This is a genomic window from Rhodococcus sp. HNM0569 (assembly GCF_012726205.1).
Taxonomy (GTDB): Bacteria; Actinomycetota; Actinomycetes; order Mycobacteriales; family Mycobacteriaceae; genus Rhodococcus_F.
Genome location: NZ_JAASAE010000003.1, coordinates 84859 through 102129, shown reverse-complemented (window position 1 = coordinate 102129; position 17271 = coordinate 84859). Strand labels below are relative to the sequence as shown.

Here is a 17271-nt window from a genome sequence, read left to right as displayed (position 1 = left end):
CCATGCCCAGCTTCCGGAATCTGCCCGATCTCGCCGTGCGCACGCTCGGCGGCGCCGTCGTGTGGGCGAACGACGAGTTGTTCGCCGAACGCGAGAACCTCGTCCGCCCCACCGCCGCAGCACATCAGGCGGCCACGTTCGGCCACAAAGGCCAGGTGTACGACGGCTGGGAGACGCGCAGGCGCCGCACCGCAGGTGTCGACGAGGCAATCGTGCGGCTGGGCGTGCCCGGTGTCGTGCGGGGCGTCGTCGTCGACACCGCGTGGTTCACCGGCAACTATCCACCCGAGATCTCGATCGAGGCGGCGGCCGTCGACGGCTTTCCCTCGGTCGACGACGTCCGCGCGGCGGAGTGGACGACGATCGTGCCGCGCACCGCCGTGCAGGGCGACACCGAGAACCCGTTCGCGATCGACGCGAACCTCCCCGGAGCCGAGTCTCGCTGGACCCACGTCAAACTCACCATGTACCCGGACGGCGGCGTCGCGCGACTGCGCGTGCACGGAGAAGGGCGCCCCGATCCCCGATTCCTCACCGCGGGCCCCGTCGATCTCGCCGCGCTCGAGAACGGCGCCCGCGTCGCGTCGTGCTCGAACATGTTCTACGGCTCACCCGCCAACATGCTGCTGCCGGGCCTCGCCCGGGTGATGGGCGACGGCTGGGAGACGTCCAGGCGACGCGACGACGGCAACGACTGGGTCGAGATCGGCCTCGCCGCGGAAGGTGTCCCGGCACTCGTGGAATTGGACACGTCGTACTTCCTCGGCAACGCACCGGGCGCGGCGAGTGTGCGCGGCAGGCTCGGCGACGGCGACTGGTTCACCCTCCTCCCCCGCACCCCGCTGCAACCCGACACGAGACACCGCTTCGTGCTCGACGACGCGCGGCCCGTCACCGACGCGCGGCTCGACATCTTCCCGGACGGCGGCATGGCACGGTTCCGGCTGTGGGGATCGTTGACCGACATCGGATCGAGCGCTGTACGGGCGGGATTCGCGGCGGGGCAGGTGCGTCCGTGAACGACTACCCGCGCGACATGGTCGGCTACGGACGTCACGCCCCCGACCCCCGATGGCCGAACGACGCGAAGATCGCGGTGCAGTTCGTCCTCAACTACGAGGAGGGCGCCGAACGCAACGTCCTCGACGGAGACGCACACTCCGAGACCTTCCTGTCCGAGATGACGCCCGCGGATCCGTTCCCCGACCGGCACATGAGCATGGAGTCGCTGTACGAATACGGCTCACGCGCGGGGCTGTGGCGAGTGCTACGGGTGTTCGAGCGACGCGGTCTTCCACTCACGATCTTCGCGGTCGCGCAGGCGATGGAACGCAATCCCGAGGCCGCCGCGGCCTTCGGCGAGCTCGGCCACGAGATCGCCTGCCACGGGCTGCGTTGGCTCAACTACCAACTCGTCGACGAGCGCATCGAACGCGAGCACATGGCCCGTGCCGTCGAGGTACTCACCGGGCTCACCGGTTCCGCACCGCTCGGCTGGTACACCGGACGCGACTCGCCGAACACCCGTGCGCTCGTCGTCGAGCACGGCGGATTCCTTTACGACTCCGACAGTTACGCCGACGATCTCCCGTACTGGGTGCAGGTGCCGCACGCAGGCGGCGAAGGCGCGACCGATCATCTCGTCGTGCCCTACGCGCTCGACACGAACGACATGCGTTTCGCGTCGCCCGCCGGATTCCCCAGCGGAGACCAGTTCTTCGCGTTCCTGCGCGACGCCTTCGACACGCTGTACGCGGAGGGTGCCGCCGGTGCACCGAAGATGCTGTCGGTGGGCCTGCACTGCCGCATCGCCGGACGCCCCGCACGTACCGCGTCGCTCGAGCGCTTCCTCGACCACGTGCAGTCGCACGACGACGTGTGGATCACCCGGCGCGTCGACATCGCTCGGCACTGGCGATCGGTGCATCCTGCACCGGTCACCACGTGACGGGCAGCTCGTGCACGCCGTAGATGACGGCATCGTGTTTGAACGGGATGTCGTCGAGGTCGACGGCCGCGCGCAGGGTCGGAATGCGCCGGAACAACGTCGGGTACACCACCTGCAGCTCCATGCGTGCGAGTGGTTGCCCCACGCAATGGTGTGTGCCCGCCCCGAACGCGAGATGTGCACGGGCATCCCGCCCGACATCGAACACGTCCGGGTCGGCGAAGACGTCGGGGTCGCGGTTCGCGAGTTCGCCGAGCAGCACCACGCCGTCGCCCGCGCGGATCGTCCGATCCCCGATCTCGATGTCGTCGAGCGCGGTACGCCGCCTGCCGAGGTGCACGATCGACAGGTAACGCAGCAGTTCCTCGATCGCCGCGCGCAGCACCTTCGGGTCGTCGGTGTCGCGCACGATCGCCAACTGCTCGGGGTGTTCGAGCAGGAGCAGCGTACCGAGTGTGATCATGTTCGCCGTCGTCTCGTGCCCACCGAGAAGTAGCAACACGCCCATCGCCGACGCCTCCCGGCGCGTCAGCTCACCGCGGTCGACGCGGTCGGCGAGCGCGGACAGCAGGTCGTCGCCCGGCGCAGATGCCTTGCGGCCCACGAGATCGTCGAGATAGTCGGCGAGCGCCCCGTGCGCGGCCCTGCGCTCGTCGCCCGTGGCGACCGACGACACGATCGTCTTGCTGTTGGTCTGGAAGAACTCGTGGTCGTCGTACGGCACCCCGAGCAACTCCGAGATCACGAGCGACGGAATGGGCAGCGCGAACTCCTGCACCAGATCGGCCGGTTTCGGACCGGCGAGCATGCGGTCGACGAACTCGTCCGCCATCGCCTGCACACGCGGCCGCATGGCTTCGATCCGCTTGATCGTGAAGACCCCGCTGATCATGCGGCGCAGCCGCGCGTGCTCGGGGTCGTCCATCCCGACGCAGCTCATGTCGTTGTGGCCGCCGCCTGCCGTCGCCGGGTCGACCGGGCTCGGAAACCCCGGGCGAGAGAAGTCCGCGCTCAGCCGCGGATCGCCCAGCAACTGCTTCTGTTCGGCGTGCCGCGTGACCACCCAGGGAGTGCTGTCGCCCCACGACCGCACCTGAGCCACCGGGCCGAGGTCGACCAATTCCCGCATGCCCGTCGACAATCCGAACGGGCAGCCCGCCGCGCGAGGATGCGGGAACTCGGGCGCATCGACGGCGCTCACGCGTCGTCGCCGATGCTGATGGCGGCAGCCGGGCACACGTCTGCGGACTCACGCGCCGCGTCATGGTGGTCCGCGTCCGGCGACTCGTCGAGCAGGACGACGATGCCGTCCTCGTCGCGCTGGTCGAACACCTCGGGTGCGATCATGACACATTGCCCTGCGCCACAGCACTTCACCTGGTCGACGCTGATCTTCATACTCGTTCTCCTGTCCTCTTTCCTGCCGCGTTCACCACGTGACCGGCAACTCGCGCAACGGGGCGGTGAGCAGTCCTTCGTGCGCACGCAGCTCCGACGGTTCGACGGCGAGGTCGAGAGTCGGCAACCGCCGCAGCAGCACTGTGAGAGCTGTCTGCAGTTCGGTGCGCGCCAGGGGCTGTCCGAGGCACGAGTGCGGTCCCGCACCGAAGGTGAGGTGCGCGTTGGGGGTACGACCGACGTTCATCTCGTCGGCATCGGCCCACGTGCCCGTGTCGCGATTGGCCGACGCCATACTGCACACGACCGTCGTGCCCGCGGACAGGACGCCGCCGGACAGCTCGGTGTCCTCGAGCACGTAGCGCAGCATGCCGAAGTTCGCACCGTTGGGATCGAAACGCAGGCTCTCCTCGACGGCGAGGCGCACGAGGGCCGGGTCCTCGACCAACCGCTGCCAACGGCTGCGCTCGGACAGCAGGTGCGCGACCATCAGCGCGAGATAGCCTGCCGTCGTCTCGTGTCCGGCCAGCAGCAACGCCTGACCGGTCGCGATCAGCGCGTCGTTCGGCATCGGTTCCTCGGTGCCGCCGGCGCCGGTCATGAGCAGGCTCAGCAGGTCGTCGCCGGGCGCCTCCCGCCTGGCGTCGATCAAGCGCGTCATGTAGGCCGCGAACTCCTCGTGCGCGGCGTCCATTTCCGCGGCACTGTAGCGAGTCGTGTTCAGCGTGATGTCGGACCACGCCTTGAACTCGTCGCGGTCGGCTTCCGGGACACCCAGCATGCGGCAGATGACATAGACCGGCAACGGAAATGCCAGATCGCTCACCAGATCTGCAGGCCTGCCGCGCTCGATCATCCCGTCGACGAGTCGGTCCGTCATCGCCTCGATGTCGGGGCGCAGCGCCGTCATCCGCTTGGCGGTGAACCACTTCCCGACCATGCGCCGCCAGCGTTCGTGTCCCTGCGCGTTGAGCGTGCGCGCGGTCGAATTGTCGAACGCGCCGGCGTCGCCCGCGGTCACCCGCGCGGCGTCCGGGCGGGTCAGGGCCTCGCGACTGAAGCGGGGGTCGGACAGCGCGGTGCGCACGTCGTCGTAGCGGCTGAGCAATGCCGCGCCGTCGCCGCTGGGCAGGGTCACGTGCGCAATCGGGCATTCCCGGCGCAGTCGTTGCCATTCGGGCGAAGGCTTCAGCGCCTCAGGCGACTTCAACGGATAGTCGAATACGGAGGTCGAGGACTCCCGGGCTGCTGCATCGGTCACGCGCGCGTCCTTCCCACGACTTGCGGTCGGCAGTCGGTCGGTGCTGCTGGGCTGCGTCGGTCCACGAGCCGTAGTCAACGCTGCGGCGACTTTTAAGTCAACCGACTGATACCAGTTTTCTCCGCATGCGGCAACACGATCTACACGCCGAGGCAGCACACCGGCAACATCCGAGCCATAGCTTCGCGCGTATCCCGATCGGAACCCGGCCCGACACCGCGACAGGAGCCCCACGATGACCGACACCCTCCCGTCGCCGGACGATTCCGCGATCGACGCACGTGCCGACTACCACCCGCGACTGACCAACGACGACCTCGCGCCGCTGAAGAACCAGAACTGGTCGTCGTACAACATTTTCGCGTTCTGGATGTCCGACGTGCACAGCGTCGGCGGCTACGTCACAGCAGGCAGCCTGTTCGCTCTCGGGCTCACCAGCTGGCAGGTACTCGTCGCACTCGTCGTCGGCATCGTGATCGTCAATGTCTTCGCCAACCTCGTCGCGAAACCCAGCCAGCTCACCGGCGTGCCCTATCCGGTCATCTGCCGCGCGTCGTTCGGTGTCCTCGGGGCCAACATTCCCGCGATCATCCGCGGTGTCATCGCCGTCGCGTGGTACGGGATACAGACCTATCTCGCGTCGCACGCATTCGTCGTGCTCGGCCTGAAACTGTGGCCCTCGCTCGCCCCGTACGCCGACGTCGACCAGCACGGCTTCCTGGGTCTGTCGGCCCTCGGGTGGGCCGGATTCCTCGCGATGTGGGTGCTGCAGGCGCTCGTGTTCTGGCGTGGCATGGATTCGATCCGCAAGTTCATCGACTTCTGCGGTCCCGCGGTGTACGTCGTGATGCTCGTGCTCGCCGTATACCTGATCGGCAAGGCCGGATGGTCGAACGTGAGCCTGACCCTCGGCAGCGTCGACCACACCGGGTGGAGCGCACTCCCCGTCGTTCTCGGGGCGATCGCGCTCGTCGTGTCGTACTTCTCCGGGCCGATGCTCAACTTCGGTGACTTCTCCCGCTACGGCCGCACCTACTCCGCGGTCGAGCGTGGAAACTTCCTCGGTCTGCCGGTCAACTTCTTGTTCTTCTCGATCCTCACCGTCGTCACGGCTTCGGCCACCCTGCCCGTGTACGGCCGGCTCATCACCGACCCGGTCGAGACGGTCGCCGAGATGGACAGCGTGTTCGCGGTGGCGCTCGGACTGCTCACCTTCATCGTCGCGACCATCGGCATCAACATCGTCGCCAACTTCGTCTCGCCCGCATTCGACTTCTCGCACGTCGCACCGCAGAAGATCAGCTGGCGGATGGGCGGCATGATCGCCGCGATCGCATCGGTGCTCATCACACCGTGGAATCTGTACAACAATCCGGAGGTCATCCACTACACGCTCGAAACTCTCGGCGCGTTCATCGGCCCGCTGTTCGGGGTCCTCATCGCCGACTACTATCTCGTCCGGCGCCAGCACGTCGACGTCGACGACCTGTTCACGATGTCCGAGAACGGACGCTACTGGTACCGAAGGGGCTATCACCCCGCCGCGGTCGCCGCGACCGTCTCCGGGGCCCTGTTCGCAGTGATACCGGTAGTGCTGCAGGGCAACCCGTTCGGTGTGCACGTGTGGGGCATGACCGGCGCCGCCCAGTACTCGTGGTTCATCGGTGTCGGCGTCGCCGCAGTGGCCTACCTCGCACTCACGACGCGCGAGCGCTCCGTCGTCGCAGGAGCCTGAGCGTTGCACATCCGGCTGATCAACCCGAACACCACCGAGTCGATGACCACGGCGATCGCCGACTGCGCGCGCACCGTCGCCGCCGACGGCACCGTCGTCGACGCGGTCACGCCCACGACGGGCCCGACGTCGATCGAGAGTCACTACGACGAAGCGCTCGCGGTACCCGGCCTGCTGGCCGAGATCGCGCGCGGCGAAGCCGAATCCGTGGACGGCTACGTCATCGCATGTTTCGGCGACCCTGGCCTCGACGCCGCGCGCGAGCTCGCGTCCGGGCCCGTCGTCGGCATCGCCGAAGCGGCGATGCGCACGGCATGCCATCTCGGCCGCGGATTCAGTGTCGTGACGACACTCGCCCGCACGCGCGGACGGGCCTGGGACCTCGCGGAGCGGTACGGCACCCTGCGGTTCTGCCGCGGCGTGCACGCGTGTGAGATTCCGGTACTCGATCTCGACACCGATCCGCGCGCCCTCGCACTGGTCACCGCGGCATGCCGTGACGCGGTCGAGGTCGACGACTCGGACGCGATCGTGCTGGGCTGCGCGGGCATGGCGGACATGTGCCGCCGCATCTCCGCCGACATCGGCGTGCCCGTCGTCGACGGCGTCGCGGCCGCGACTCTCACGGTGCAGTCCCTCGTGACGCAGGGTCTGCGCACCGGGAGTCGCGGCGAGTTCGCGCCGCCGCCGAGCAAGGCGTACACCGGCATGCTGGAGCAGTTCGCACGGTGACCACTCGCTCCACCCACCCTCGATCCACACCTGGTCGGTCGCAATGTCACATTCTGCGCGCTCGATGCACGGTGTGTGACATCGTGACCACCGGGTGGAGTGTTCGCGCCCGCGAATGCGCGGTGCCCGCGCCCGGAAGATCGCCCGCAACAGGAGGAATCACCTCACGATGTCGACCACACTCAGCACTCACGTCCTGGACGCGACGCTCGGCGGGCCTGCGGTGGGGGTCACGGTGCGCCTCGAGGACTCCACGGGTGCCGCGCTCGCGACGCATCGCACCGACGACGACGGGCGCATCGGATCGTTCGTCGCGGACCCTCTCACCGAAGGCACCTACCGACTGGTGTTCGACTCGGGCGGGTTCTTCTCGGCGCAGGGCCGGGAACACTTCTACCCCGAGGTCGTCGTCGTCTTCCGGGTCGACGGATCCGGCCGCGGATACCACGTGCCGATCCTGTTGTCGCCGTTCGCCTACACCACCTACCGAGGGAGCTGACGTGGCACGTGAGTTGACCGGCCAGATCGTGCTCGCGGGACACCAGTACGGCAAGGCCGAAAATCGCGTCGTGCGGATCGTGCGCGACTCGCCGCGCCACGAGATCCGCGATCTCAACGTGTCGACCTGTCTGCGAGGCGATTTCGCAGACGCCTATCTCGCAGGCGACCAGAGCAAAGTCCTGCCCACCGATTCGCAGAAGAACACCGCCTTCGCGTACGCGAAGGAAGTGGGGGTGTCGTCCATCGAGGAGTACGGGCTGGCGCTCGCTCGGCACTTCGTCGACGGCGTCGCCCCGGTGACCGGTGCCCGCGTCGACGTGCAGGAGTACGCCTGGGAGCGCGTGTACGTCGGCGGCTCGGCACACGATCACACCTGGGTGCGGCGGGGACAGGAGACCCGCACCGCGGCCGTCACGGTCGACGCCCGCGGTGCGTGGGTACTCGGCGGGTTCGACGATCTCGTGATCCTCAAGTCCACGGGCAGCGAGTTCCACGGCTTCCTCGAGGACGAGTACACGACCTTGCAGCCCACGCGCGACCGCGTGATGGCGACCTCGCTCGTCGCGCGGTGGCGCTACACGGACACGATCGGCATCGACTGGAACGAGACCTATCACGCGGTCCGGGACACGGCCACTGCAACATTCGCGACAGTACATTCGTTCGCATTGCAGCAGACTCTGTTCGAGATCGGCAAAGCCGTACTCGAACGCTTTCCGTTCATCGCGGAGATGCGACTGTCGGCCCCCAACAAACACCACGTCGACTACGACCTGGGCCGGTTCGGCGTCACGAACGAGCGCGAGGTCTACCACGCCGACGATCGACCGTACGGCCTGATCCAGGCGACCGTCGCTCGCAGCGACGCACCCGACGCGGGGCCTGCGTGGGATCCGTTCACCGGCTGGCTCGCATGAGCATCGTCGTCGAGGGTGCGTACATCGCGACGATGGACGCCGCGGGCACCGAGTATCCGAACGGCCACGTCGTGCTCGACGGCAATCGCATCGTCGCGGTGGGCGCGGGCCAGGCACCGCGTTCCGAGGACGCCCGGATAAGCGGTGGACACGAGGTGGTCGACGGCCGGGGCTGCCTGCTGACCCCCGGCCTCGTGAACACGCATCACCATCTGTACCAATGGATCACGCGCGGACTCGCCGCCGATTCGACGCTGTTCGAGTGGCTCACAACCCTCTACCCCGTGTGGGCCGGCATCGACGAGGACTCCGTGCGCGTCGCCGCGACCGGCGGACTGGCGTGGCTCGCCCGCACCGGATGCACCCTCACCACCGACCACCATTACGTCGTGCCCCGCGGCGGAGGCGATGTGTTCGCCGCCGAGATCGACGCCGCACGCGCAGTGGGTCTACGGTTCCATCCGACGCGCGGGTCGATGGATCTGGGGCACAGCCGCGGCGGGCTGCCACCGGACTCGGTCGTCGAGACACTCGACGACGCGCTGCGCGGCACCGCCGACGTCGTCGACCGCTGGCACGATCCGTCCCCCGACTCGATGCTGCGGATCGGTGTCGCGCCGTGCTCGCCGTTCTCCGTCACAACCGACCTGTTGCGCGAAGCGGCGTCGCTTGCACGCGCGAAAGACGTTCGCCTGCACACACATCTTGCCGAAACCCTCGACGAGGAGCAGTACTGCCTCGATCGGTTCGGATGCACGCCGATCGAGTACATGGAGAGCGTCGGCTGGACGGGCCCGGACGTGTGGTTCGCGCACGCCGTACACCTCGACGACAGCGCGATCGACGTCCTGGCGACGACGGGAACCGGTGCGGCGCACTGCCCGACGTCGAACGCGCGTCTCGGCGCGGGCATCGCGCGCGCAGCCGACCTGCATGCCGCGGGCGTGTCACTGGGCCTGGGCGTCGACGGCGCCGCGAGCAACGAGGCGTGCAGCCTGCGCGACGAAGCGCACCACGCGACCCTGTTCGCGCGGGCACGCGGCGGACCTCGCGCGATGACGGTCCGCACCGCCCTCGAACTCGCGACGATCGGCGGTGCGCGCGTACTCGGCCGCGCGGGCGAGCTCGGGTCGATCGAGCCAGGCAAGCTCGCCGACCTCGCGCTGTGGCGCGTCGACGGGCTCGCCCACGCGGATATCGCCGACCCCGTCGCCGCACTCGTCCTGGGCGGCACCCCGCCTCTCGAGCGTCTGATCGTGGACGGTCGCACCGTCGTCGACGGTGATCGCGTCGTCACCGTCGACGAGGACGCGGTGGCCACCGACGTCGCCTGCGCCCACGACCGGCTCGTCGCCAAGGCCGGGTGACGGGCGGCCCCGCAGACGCACTCGATTTCTGCAGAAGCACTCGGAATTGCCGAGCGAGTCGGAGTGCGTCTGCCCATTCGGGGTGCGGCTGCGTGGCCCGGTGTCCCGATGCATCCGCCCACCGACGCCGCGGAGGAAGCACTGGCGGTGGTGCGCCGTGTGCGCGCGACGGCGCTCGACCTACTGGGACACGTCGGCGCCGCGATGTTCGACCTCGCTCCCGACGATCCGGCGATCTCGACGCTGTCCCGATACGCGCTCGCGACGATCGACGGCACGATCCTCGCGCAGCGCGCCGACGGTATCGCCGTCGAGGAAATCCTGACTCATCTGCCGACCGCGCTCGTCGCTGTGCACGCGTCTCTGACTCACTCCTGATCCGCCCGGTCGGAAGAAATCCACCAAGAAGAAAACCGACCGGTCCCGATCGGCATGTTCCGTATGTCGGCCTCGAACCCCTGTGTTATAGATTTGTTATGCAGGCAACCGCATCAGAACCGACGACAAGCGCCGAGGACGCGCACCTCACCGACTCGCACCTCAAGCGGGCGATGGAGGGCGCCGACACGGCCGAGGCACTCATCACGGAATCGACGTCATCGCCCGTCGCCGCCGCCGCGGGCGCACTCCGTGTCTACGAGTTCGTACTGCGCGAGCAGCGCGCAGGCCGCACACCCGCCGACACGGACATCCACGACTTCCTGCGCCGCGCGGGCTTCCCCATCGCGGCCTGACGCGTCGACCACTCGCGTGCTCCGAGGGTTCACCCACGGAGGACGAGTCGCACGATCGCCTCGGCGCTGCCCCACGACAGCGACACTCCGGCGCCGCCGTGCCCATAACACGCGTAGACGTCGTCACCGACCCGGCCGAGCCGGATACCGTCGCGCGACGGGCGAGCACCGGCGCCGCGCGAGACGATCGGCAGTCCGGCCACCGCCGGGACGACTTTCGCGGCGCGGTCGAGGATCGCGTGCTCGGCGGCGGGGTCGACGTCGGTGTTCCAGTCCCCTTCGTCGGCCGTGCCGCCGCACACGACGTCGTCGAGCCTCGGGATCACGTACACCATGCCGTCCGGGTGGTGCTCGTCGATGTACCAGTCGGTGAGGCCGGCATTGCGGACGCGCACCACCTGCCCGCGCGTCGGAAACGGCGGTGAGTCGTCGGATACCAGTGCCGCCGAGCGCAACCCGGCCGCCACCACGACGGGACCGCGGAGCGCTGCCACCGATTCGGCATCGAGTCGCTCGACCCGGAAGCCGACGCCTCTGCCGACGCACCGCTCGCGCAACCACGCGAGATAGCGCGGCATGTCGACCACCGGCAGCACGGCTTGGAAGGCGCTGCGCGCCCCCGACGGCAGATTGCCCGCCGCGACCTCCGTGTAGCCGGGCAGGTCGATGCACCACGAGCGGTCGGCGTCGGGTACGCGCTCGACATACGTGCCACGCCTGCAGACGACACCCGTGCCGGGGACGTCCGCGAGTTCTTCGAGGCGCGCTCGCGTGCGCTGCGACCACGCAAGCGTGTCGGGATCGAGGCCGACGCCGTACGGGAACCACACCGCGCCCGCGAGCGGCGACGCGTCGAGCGGATCCGGCGGCGCGTGCACCACCGTGACGTCGTGGCCCGCGTCCGCGAACTCGTGCGCCACCGACAGTCCGACGACGCCCGCACCGATCACCGTCACCGCTGCCACTGCACTCCCCTTCCTCGAGTTTTCGGCGCGCGTGCGCCCCGGCCGTGTGCGACACTTCTGCCCATCATGACCGTCCACCGCCGTGTCGCGCTCGGGAGCGATGCATGGCCGCAAGGCTGCATCGCCCACGGAAACTAGGCGAAGCCAGCGCTTCGCCCGTCCCCCGCCGCCCGCACTCCCTGCAGGACACCCCATGGATCTGTCGTTCGTCGACGCACTCGTCCTCCCCCGCACCCGCGCGGAGTTGCCCGCGCCTGCCCCCGACACCGCCTATCTCGCGGGCGGCACGTGGCTGTACTCGCAACCGCAGCCCCACGTGCGCCGCATCGTCGACCTCGCCGGCTTCGGCTGGCCCGCGCTGACCGTCACCGCGGACGGCCTCGACATCGCCGCCACGTGCACGATCGAACAGCTCGTCACGGCAACCTACCCGACCGAGTGGACCGCGACGCCGCTGTTCCGCCGATGCGCCGACGCGCTCGTGGCGTCGTGGAAGATCTGGCACACCGCGACCGTGGGCGGCAACCTCGCGTCGAGTCTGCCCGCAGGCGCGATCACCGCGGCGATGTGCGCGCTGGACGGCGAGCTCACGATCTGGCAGCCGGACGGCGGCGAACGCACCGAGCCGGCAAGCACATTCGTGACCGGCGACGGAACCAACACGCTTGCGCCCGGCGAGATCGTGCGGTCGATCAGGATCCCCGACGCGGCGCTGCGCGCGGTCGTCGCGGCACGCAAGATCGCATACTCGGCGCGCGGCCGGTCGGGCGCGCTCGTGCTCGGCCGCCGGGGCACGGACGGTCTGACGCTCACCGTGAGCGCGGCAACGGTGCGCCCGCACGTCGTGCACTTCGATCGCGTGCCGTCGGCACGCGAACTCGCCGACGCACTGCCGGCGCGCGGGTGGCTCCTCGATCCGCACGGCACGCCGGACTGGCGCCGCCACGTGACGGGCGTTCTGGCCGAACAGGTGCGCGGACAGCTCGAAAGCGGTGATGTGCAATGAAACTCACGGTGGACGGTCGCGCCGTCGACGCACCCGCACGGCCGGGCCAGTGCCTGCGGACGTACCTCCGCGAGCAGGGCACCTTCGCGGTCAAGAAGGGGTGCGACGCGGGCGACTGCGGTGCGTGCAGCGTCCTGCTGGACGACCGCCCGGTGCACTCGTGCGTCGTGCCCGCACACCGCGCCGACGGCGCCCGGGTCACCACGGCGTCCGGACTCGGCACGCCGGGCGACCTCGACCCGACGCAACGCGCGTTCGCCGAGGCGGGCAGCTTCCAATGCGGATTCTGCACGGCGGGCATGGTCGTCACGGCGTCGGCGCTCAGCGATGCTCAGCGGTCCGACCTGCCCGGTGCGCTTGCCGGAAACCTCTGCCGCTGTACGGGTTACCGGTCGATCCGGGACGCGATCGCGGGCACCGCGACGCTCGACGACGATGCGGCGGGCGCGTCGTGCGGGCGGTCGGTTCCGCCGCCCGCGACCGAACGGGTCGTCACCGGCACCGAGCCGTACACGCTCGACACGACGATGCCGGGGCTGCTGCACGTCGCGGTGCTGCCGAGTCCGCACGCGCACGCCCGTATCGTGTCGATCGACACCACCGCCGCAGAAGCCGCCGACGGCGTGCACGCCGTGCTCACCTACCGCGACAGCCCGGACGTGCACTTCTCGACGGCGAGGCACGAGGACCGCAGCGACGACCCCGACGACACCGTCGTCTTCGACAGCACGCTCCGCTTCCGCGGTCAGCGCGTCGCGGCCGTCGTCGCCGACACTCTCGACCAGGCACGCCGTGCCCTCGCGTTGCTCGTCGTCGAATACGAGCCGCTGCCAGCGGTATTCGACCCGGACGAGGCCCTCGCCCCGGGGGCGCCGCAGCTGCACGGCGACAAACCTGCGAGCGCCCGCATCGCGGATCCTTCTCGCAACCTCGTCGCCGAACTGCACGGCACCGTCGGCGATGTCGAGGCCGGGCTCGCTGCCGCACGCGCCGACGGTGCCGTCGTCGACGGTGTGTGGCAGACGGCGCGCGTGCAACACGTGCATCTCGAGACGCACAGTGCCATCGCGTGGGTCGACGACGGGCGCTTCACAGTCCGGTCGAGTACGCAGGTGCCGTTCCTCGTGCGCGACGAACTCGCGCACGTGTTCGGCCGGGATCGCGACAGCGTGCGGGTGTTCGCGCGACGCGTCGGCGGCGGGTTCGGTGCGAAGCAGGAGATGCTCGTCGAGGACGTCGCCGCGCTCGCGGCGCTGCGCACGGGCCGGCCCGTGCAGTACGAGTTCACACGATCGGACCAGTTCACCGTCGCGCCGTGCCGGCACCCGATGCGGGTCGCCATACGCGTCGGTGCCCGCCCCGACGGGGTTCTCACCGCCCTCGCGATCGACGTGCTGTCGGACGCGGGCGCGTACGGCAACCACTCGCCGGGCGTCATGTTTCACGCGTGCGGCGAGTCGGTGGCGCTGTACCGGTGTGCGGCGAAGAAGGTCGATGCACGCGCCGTCTACACCAACAACCTGCCGTCGGGCGCGTTTCGCGGCTACGGCCTCGGCCAGGTGATCTTCGCGATCGAGTCGGCCCTCGACGAGCTCGCGCGCGAACTCGGGATCGACCCGTTCGAGCTGCGCCGCCGCAATGTGGTGGTCCCGGGCGACGATTTCGTGGACGCCGAGATCCAGCACGGCGACCTCACTTTCGGCAGCTACGGCCTCGATCAGTGTCTCGATCTCGCCGAGAAGGCACTGCGGCGTGGCAACCGCGCGCCGGTGCCGGACGGTCCTGCTTGGCGCGTCGGCGAGGGGATGGCGGCGTCGATGATCGCGACGGTGCCCCCGCGTGGGCATTTCGCCGACGCGTCGTGCACGCTCACCTCCGACGGCCGCTACGAGGTGCGCGTCGGCACCGCCGAATTCGGCAACGGCACGACGACGGTGCACGCGCAGCTCGCGGCGTCGGCGCTCGGCACGACGGTCGACAACGTCACGATCCTGCAGTCCGACACCGACGTCACGGGACACGACACCGGGGCGTTCGGGTCGGCGGGCACTGTGGTGGCGGGTAAGGCGGTGCTCGCCGCGGCGCGGCGGCTCGCGGACCAGATGGTCGCCGCCGCACGGCTCGTGACGAGCGACCCCGACGACACGGCGCGGGTCGTGGAGGACGGCGTCCGCGTCGGCGACAGGACGGTGTCGTTCGCGGAACTCACCGCCGGGGGCCCACTGCGCGGCGACGGCGACAACGGCGGCAGCCCACGCTCGGTGGCTTTCAACGTCCAGGCATTCCGGGTCGCTGTCGACACGACGACCGGGGAGGTGCGCATCCTCCAGTCGATCCAGACTGCCGACGCGGGCACGGTGCTCAACCCGCAGCAGTGCCGTGGCCAGATCGAGGGCGGTGTCGCGCAGGCGATCGGGTCTGCGCTGTACGAGGAGATCCTGCTCGACGGGGCGGGGACCGTCGTCAACCCGCAGCTGCGCGGCTACCACGTGCCGCAACTGTCCGACGTGCCCGACACCGAGGTGTATTTCGCCGACACCTACGACGAGCTGGGCCCGCACGGCGCGAAGTCGATGAGCGAGGCTCCGTACAACCCGGTTGCTCCCGCCCTCGCGAACGCGATCGCCGACGCCACCGGTCTCCGCCTACGCAGCCTGCCGATGACGCCCGCCAAGATCTGGCAGACGCTGGCGAGCGGCAGGTAGCCACGCAACGATGTGCGAGTGAGCGCTCCCGTAGGTGACATCACGCAAGGAGTGAATCTCCCTGGTGCTCACCCGCAGCAGCTGTCCAGACGGCGCTGCGCGCACATACCATCGCGGTGCCATCATCGAAGACATGCCGTGGACCGAGGAACCGATGAACCCTGACGATCCCGGGGTCCGCCGGATCTACTGGGCGACGATCGGAGAACCCTCGCCCGAGGACGCCGCACACCTCGCGCGGCTCGCCGACCGCCACGCCCGCGAGCAGCCGCGCCGGGCGCAACGCCGCGACGTACCAGCATTCCGCAAGCCACCACGGCGCGAGTCCCCATTCACGAAACAGCCGGCCCCATTCAGTTCGTTTTCGACACCGAATACACGACCCGGTTCGAACTCGTCCGCCTGCGTCGATACACCACCGGTATCGCATTCGACCTCGTCGCACGGGACGCTCGACCACACCACTCGCCGCTCGGTGACCGCGTGAACGTCAGCCACCTCGCCAAGGCCGCCCACATCGGCAGGGTCTACCTCGGGATCGTGCTACCCAGCGGCCCGGCCGCCGAAATGGACGAAACGCCAGTTGATCGACGGCATCCGGTGCCCGACGCGACGGCGGCGGGCACGTCCAGAGACTCGGCGGCCTCGACACCGAACCTGATGATCACCCGTTGGGTCTCCGATCGTGCGTACAGCAGCGCTGCCGATCGCGCCTACCCGCCGTCGCGGTGTCCGGGCGACGATCCCGATCAAGAGCGACCAGGCCGCCAACCGACAGAAGAAGGGTAGCGCTGGCGGCCGATCCCTTGCCTGAGATGCCGAGCACTACAAGCAACGCCACGCCGCCGATTCCGGAATCAAACTGCTCGAGCAGAAACGGGCTGCCGCAACGTGATACGACAAGCAATCCGTCCGCTATACCGCCACGGTCCGCATCGCGGCGATCAACCAGTGAATACGCGTTCCGGGCCTTCGAAACACGGCCTAACGGCCCGGACGCCGCAGTTCCAGCCAATATCGAGTCAGCCAGGGCATCTCGCCTGGCCCTGACGGCGGATAGCTGGACGACCGCCCGCCAACGACGCGCCTGTATGCGCAAATATCACGTAGTGCCCATTTCGTCTGGTTGACTCGGATCAAGTGGAGGATTCCGGTCCAGCCGCTGCGTTGATCCCGTTCATTCTCAGGATGTTAGAAGGGTTTGCATGCTGAAGCGCACTACACTCGCGGTGGCGACCTTCACTGCCGCTAGGACTGACAGCCCTGTTGACGCCGCCAGCTGTCGCGGAACCGGCGAATGCGGTCGTCGAGTACGCAGAGCAGAACCCACGTGACTTTGTGGGTATCAACGCGTTGGCCGAGAAGGAGTTCGGGACTTCGATCCAGTTCTCCGTCTCGAATGTCGATGGCCCCGTCGATGCTGCCACCGCGGATATGCTCAGCAATCAGAAGACGCTCCCGCCGGGCACAATCGAGCCCTCCGCGGTACCGATCGATGCCTTCGGTGTCGTTGGCTACTGGCTGCCGACGGCTGGCCGCGCCGCAACATACATGGGGACATGGGACTTCCGTGACGATTACGTCAACGGCTCCGAACCCGACGATTTCGCTTCGATCATGTTCGACTGGTCTTCGAGCTGCCTGGCCATGACGTCGACGACATACAACTCCTACTACTACGACGGCACCCGCACCACCGATTCCACGATGTACCTCAAGGACGGCGGCATCAGCGGAGCGCCGATTACAGGCCTGCGTGACGCGGTCGACGGTTTCCAACTGAACGTCGACCACGGCCACATGAGCGCCACTGTCACACGGAAGCTCGGATGCGACGCACAACCCTTCGGTGCACAGTTCGCATACGAGCACAATCAGGACGGGGGGAGCGTCCTCAGCGTGTCGGCATCGTTCCTCGGCGGCCTGTCGATCAGCTACGGTGGCGCTCCCTCAACGCTACAGAAGAGCAACTCGCCGACCTACATCTCGTTCTAGGCCGACG

The 17271-nt window shown here is 68.7% G+C and carries 17 protein-coding genes and 1 pseudogene; 14 read left to right on the top strand and 4 right to left on the bottom strand.

What is annotated here, in order from left to right; translation table 11 throughout:
- Nucleotides 1–2: 2 nt before the first annotated feature.
- Nucleotides 3–1019, top strand: coding sequence for an allantoicase (alc, locus tag HCA44_RS05180; protein ID WP_169647773.1), 1017 nt, complete (start codon nt 3–5; stop codon nt 1017–1019).
- A gap of 17 nt (nt 1020–1036) precedes the next feature.
- Nucleotides 1037–1948, top strand: a complete 912-nt coding sequence (gene puuE / locus HCA44_RS05175; protein WP_169647771.1) for an allantoinase PuuE — start codon at nt 1037–1039, stop codon at nt 1946–1948.
- On the opposite strand, the gene HCA44_RS05170 is transcribed toward puuE, so the two are convergent.
- From HCA44_RS05170 to HCA44_RS05160, 3 genes are read right to left on the bottom strand one after another with little or no spacing between them, the layout of a single operon-like run.
- The gene (locus HCA44_RS05170) at nt 1938–3149 is read right to left on the bottom strand and encodes a cytochrome P450 (RefSeq protein ID WP_346764585.1); all 1212 of its coding nucleotides are present in this window, start codon (nt 3147–3149) and stop codon (nt 1938–1940) included. The genes puuE and HCA44_RS05170 overlap by 11 nt on opposite strands.
- Complete coding sequence (locus tag HCA44_RS05165; RefSeq protein WP_169647466.1) at nt 3146–3346, bottom strand: ferredoxin; 201 nt, start codon at nt 3344–3346, stop codon at nt 3146–3148. The genes HCA44_RS05170 and HCA44_RS05165 overlap by 4 nt, the downstream gene beginning before the upstream one ends.
- 31 nt (nt 3347–3377) lie before the next feature.
- On the bottom strand, nt 3378–4484 hold the full coding sequence (locus tag HCA44_RS05160) for a cytochrome P450 (RefSeq protein WP_206037749.1): 1107 nt from the start codon (nt 4482–4484) through the stop codon (nt 3378–3380).
- 358 nt (nt 4485–4842) lie between these two features.
- Here HCA44_RS05160 and HCA44_RS05155 point away from each other — a divergent pair, with 358 nt between their 5' ends.
- From HCA44_RS05155 to HCA44_RS05125, 7 genes are all read left to right on the top strand, one after another.
- Nucleotides 4843–6342 carry an NCS1 family nucleobase:cation symporter-1 gene (locus tag HCA44_RS05155; RefSeq protein ID WP_169647464.1) on the top strand — a complete coding sequence of 500 codons (1500 nt, stop codon included), beginning with the start codon at nt 4843–4845 and terminating at the stop codon, nt 6340–6342.
- Between the two features lie 3 nt (nt 6343–6345).
- Nucleotides 6346–7074, top strand: coding sequence for an aspartate/glutamate racemase family protein (locus tag HCA44_RS05150; RefSeq protein WP_169647463.1), 729 nt, complete (start codon nt 6346–6348; stop codon nt 7072–7074).
- A 169-nt stretch (nt 7075–7243) separates the two neighbouring features.
- Nucleotides 7244–7573: a hydroxyisourate hydrolase gene (uraH, locus tag HCA44_RS05145; RefSeq protein WP_169647462.1), complete on the top strand. Its 330-nt coding sequence runs from the start codon at nt 7244–7246 to the stop codon at nt 7571–7573.
- Nucleotide 7574: 1 nt separating this feature from the next.
- Nucleotides 7575–8492, top strand: coding sequence for a factor-independent urate hydroxylase (gene pucL / locus HCA44_RS05140; RefSeq protein ID WP_169647461.1), 918 nt, complete (start codon nt 7575–7577; stop codon nt 8490–8492).
- Nucleotides 8489–9859 carry an 8-oxoguanine deaminase gene (locus HCA44_RS05135; protein ID WP_169647460.1) on the top strand — a complete coding sequence of 457 codons (1371 nt, stop codon included), beginning with the start codon at nt 8489–8491 and terminating at the stop codon, nt 9857–9859. The genes pucL and HCA44_RS05135 overlap by 4 nt, the downstream gene beginning before the upstream one ends.
- 108 nt (nt 9860–9967) lie before the next feature.
- A complete protein-coding gene (locus HCA44_RS05130) occupies nt 9968–10237 on the top strand; it encodes a hypothetical protein (RefSeq protein ID WP_169647459.1) in 270 nt (89 codons plus the stop codon).
- 98 nt (nt 10238–10335) lie between these two features.
- The gene (locus HCA44_RS05125) at nt 10336–10593 is read left to right on the top strand and encodes a hypothetical protein (RefSeq protein ID WP_169647458.1); all 258 of its coding nucleotides are present in this window, start codon (nt 10336–10338) and stop codon (nt 10591–10593) included.
- Nucleotides 10594–10622: 29 nt separating this feature from the next.
- Here the strand turns inward: HCA44_RS05125 and HCA44_RS05120 are convergent, their stop codons facing one another.
- Nucleotides 10623–11753, bottom strand: coding sequence for an FAD-dependent oxidoreductase (locus tag HCA44_RS05120; RefSeq protein ID WP_169647457.1), 1131 nt, complete (start codon nt 11751–11753; stop codon nt 10623–10625).
- Between HCA44_RS05120 and HCA44_RS05115 the strand changes: the two genes are divergently transcribed.
- The 5 genes and pseudogenes from HCA44_RS05115 to HCA44_RS05095 all read left to right on the top strand — a co-directional run bounded on the left by HCA44_RS05115 (nt 11752) and on the right by HCA44_RS05095 (nt 17264).
- Nucleotides 11752–12564: an FAD binding domain-containing protein gene (locus tag HCA44_RS05115; protein ID WP_169647456.1), complete on the top strand. Its 813-nt coding sequence runs from the start codon at nt 11752–11754 to the stop codon at nt 12562–12564. The two genes, HCA44_RS05120 and HCA44_RS05115, sit on opposite strands and share 2 nt — an antisense overlap.
- On the top strand, nt 12561–15269 hold the full coding sequence (locus HCA44_RS05110) for a molybdopterin cofactor-binding domain-containing protein (RefSeq protein WP_169647455.1): 2709 nt from the start codon (nt 12561–12563) through the stop codon (nt 15267–15269). The genes HCA44_RS05115 and HCA44_RS05110 overlap by 4 nt, the downstream gene beginning before the upstream one ends.
- A 64-nt stretch (nt 15270–15333) precedes the next feature.
- Nucleotides 15334–15756, top strand: coding sequence for a hypothetical protein (locus tag HCA44_RS05105; RefSeq protein ID WP_169647454.1), 423 nt, complete (start codon nt 15334–15336; stop codon nt 15754–15756).
- Nucleotides 15757–15947: 191 nt separating this feature from the next.
- Nucleotides 15948–16080, top strand: a pseudogene (locus tag HCA44_RS20925) (IS5/IS1182 family transposase); the annotation flags it as partial.
- Nucleotides 16081–16535: 455 nt separating this feature from the next.
- A complete protein-coding gene (locus tag HCA44_RS05095; RefSeq protein WP_169647452.1) occupies nt 16536–17264 on the top strand; it encodes a hypothetical protein in 729 nt (242 codons plus the stop codon).
- The last annotated feature ends 7 nt before the right edge of the window (nt 17265–17271 follow it).

Bases quoted from the DNA above. Each gene is read 5' to 3' on its own strand.
- alc (WP_169647773.1), top strand. From the start codon at position 3: ATGCCCAGCTTCCGGAATCTGCCCGATCTCGCCGTGCGCACGCTCGGC.
- puuE (WP_169647771.1), top strand. From the start codon at position 1,037: ATGGTCGGCTACGGACGTCACGCCCCCGACCCCCGATGGCCGAACGAC.
- HCA44_RS05165 (WP_169647466.1), bottom strand. From the start codon at position 3,346: ATGAAGATCAGCGTCGACCAGGTGAAGTGCTGTGGCGCAGGGCAATGT.
- HCA44_RS05155 (WP_169647464.1), top strand. From the start codon at position 4,843: ATGACCGACACCCTCCCGTCGCCGGACGATTCCGCGATCGACGCACGT.
- uraH (WP_169647462.1), top strand. From the start codon at position 7,244: ATGTCGACCACACTCAGCACTCACGTCCTGGACGCGACGCTCGGCGGG.
- HCA44_RS05135 (WP_169647460.1), top strand. From the start codon at position 8,489: ATGAGCATCGTCGTCGAGGGTGCGTACATCGCGACGATGGACGCCGCG.
- HCA44_RS05130 (WP_169647459.1), top strand. From the start codon at position 9,968: ATGCATCCGCCCACCGACGCCGCGGAGGAAGCACTGGCGGTGGTGCGC.
- HCA44_RS05125 (WP_169647458.1), top strand. From the start codon at position 10,336: ATGCAGGCAACCGCATCAGAACCGACGACAAGCGCCGAGGACGCGCAC.
- HCA44_RS05115 (WP_169647456.1), top strand. From the start codon at position 11,752: ATGGATCTGTCGTTCGTCGACGCACTCGTCCTCCCCCGCACCCGCGCG.
- HCA44_RS05120 (WP_169647457.1), bottom strand. From the start codon at position 11,753: ATGGGGTGTCCTGCAGGGAGTGCGGGCGGCGGGGGACGGGCGAAGCGC.
- HCA44_RS05110 (WP_169647455.1), top strand. From the start codon at position 12,561: ATGAAACTCACGGTGGACGGTCGCGCCGTCGACGCACCCGCACGGCCG.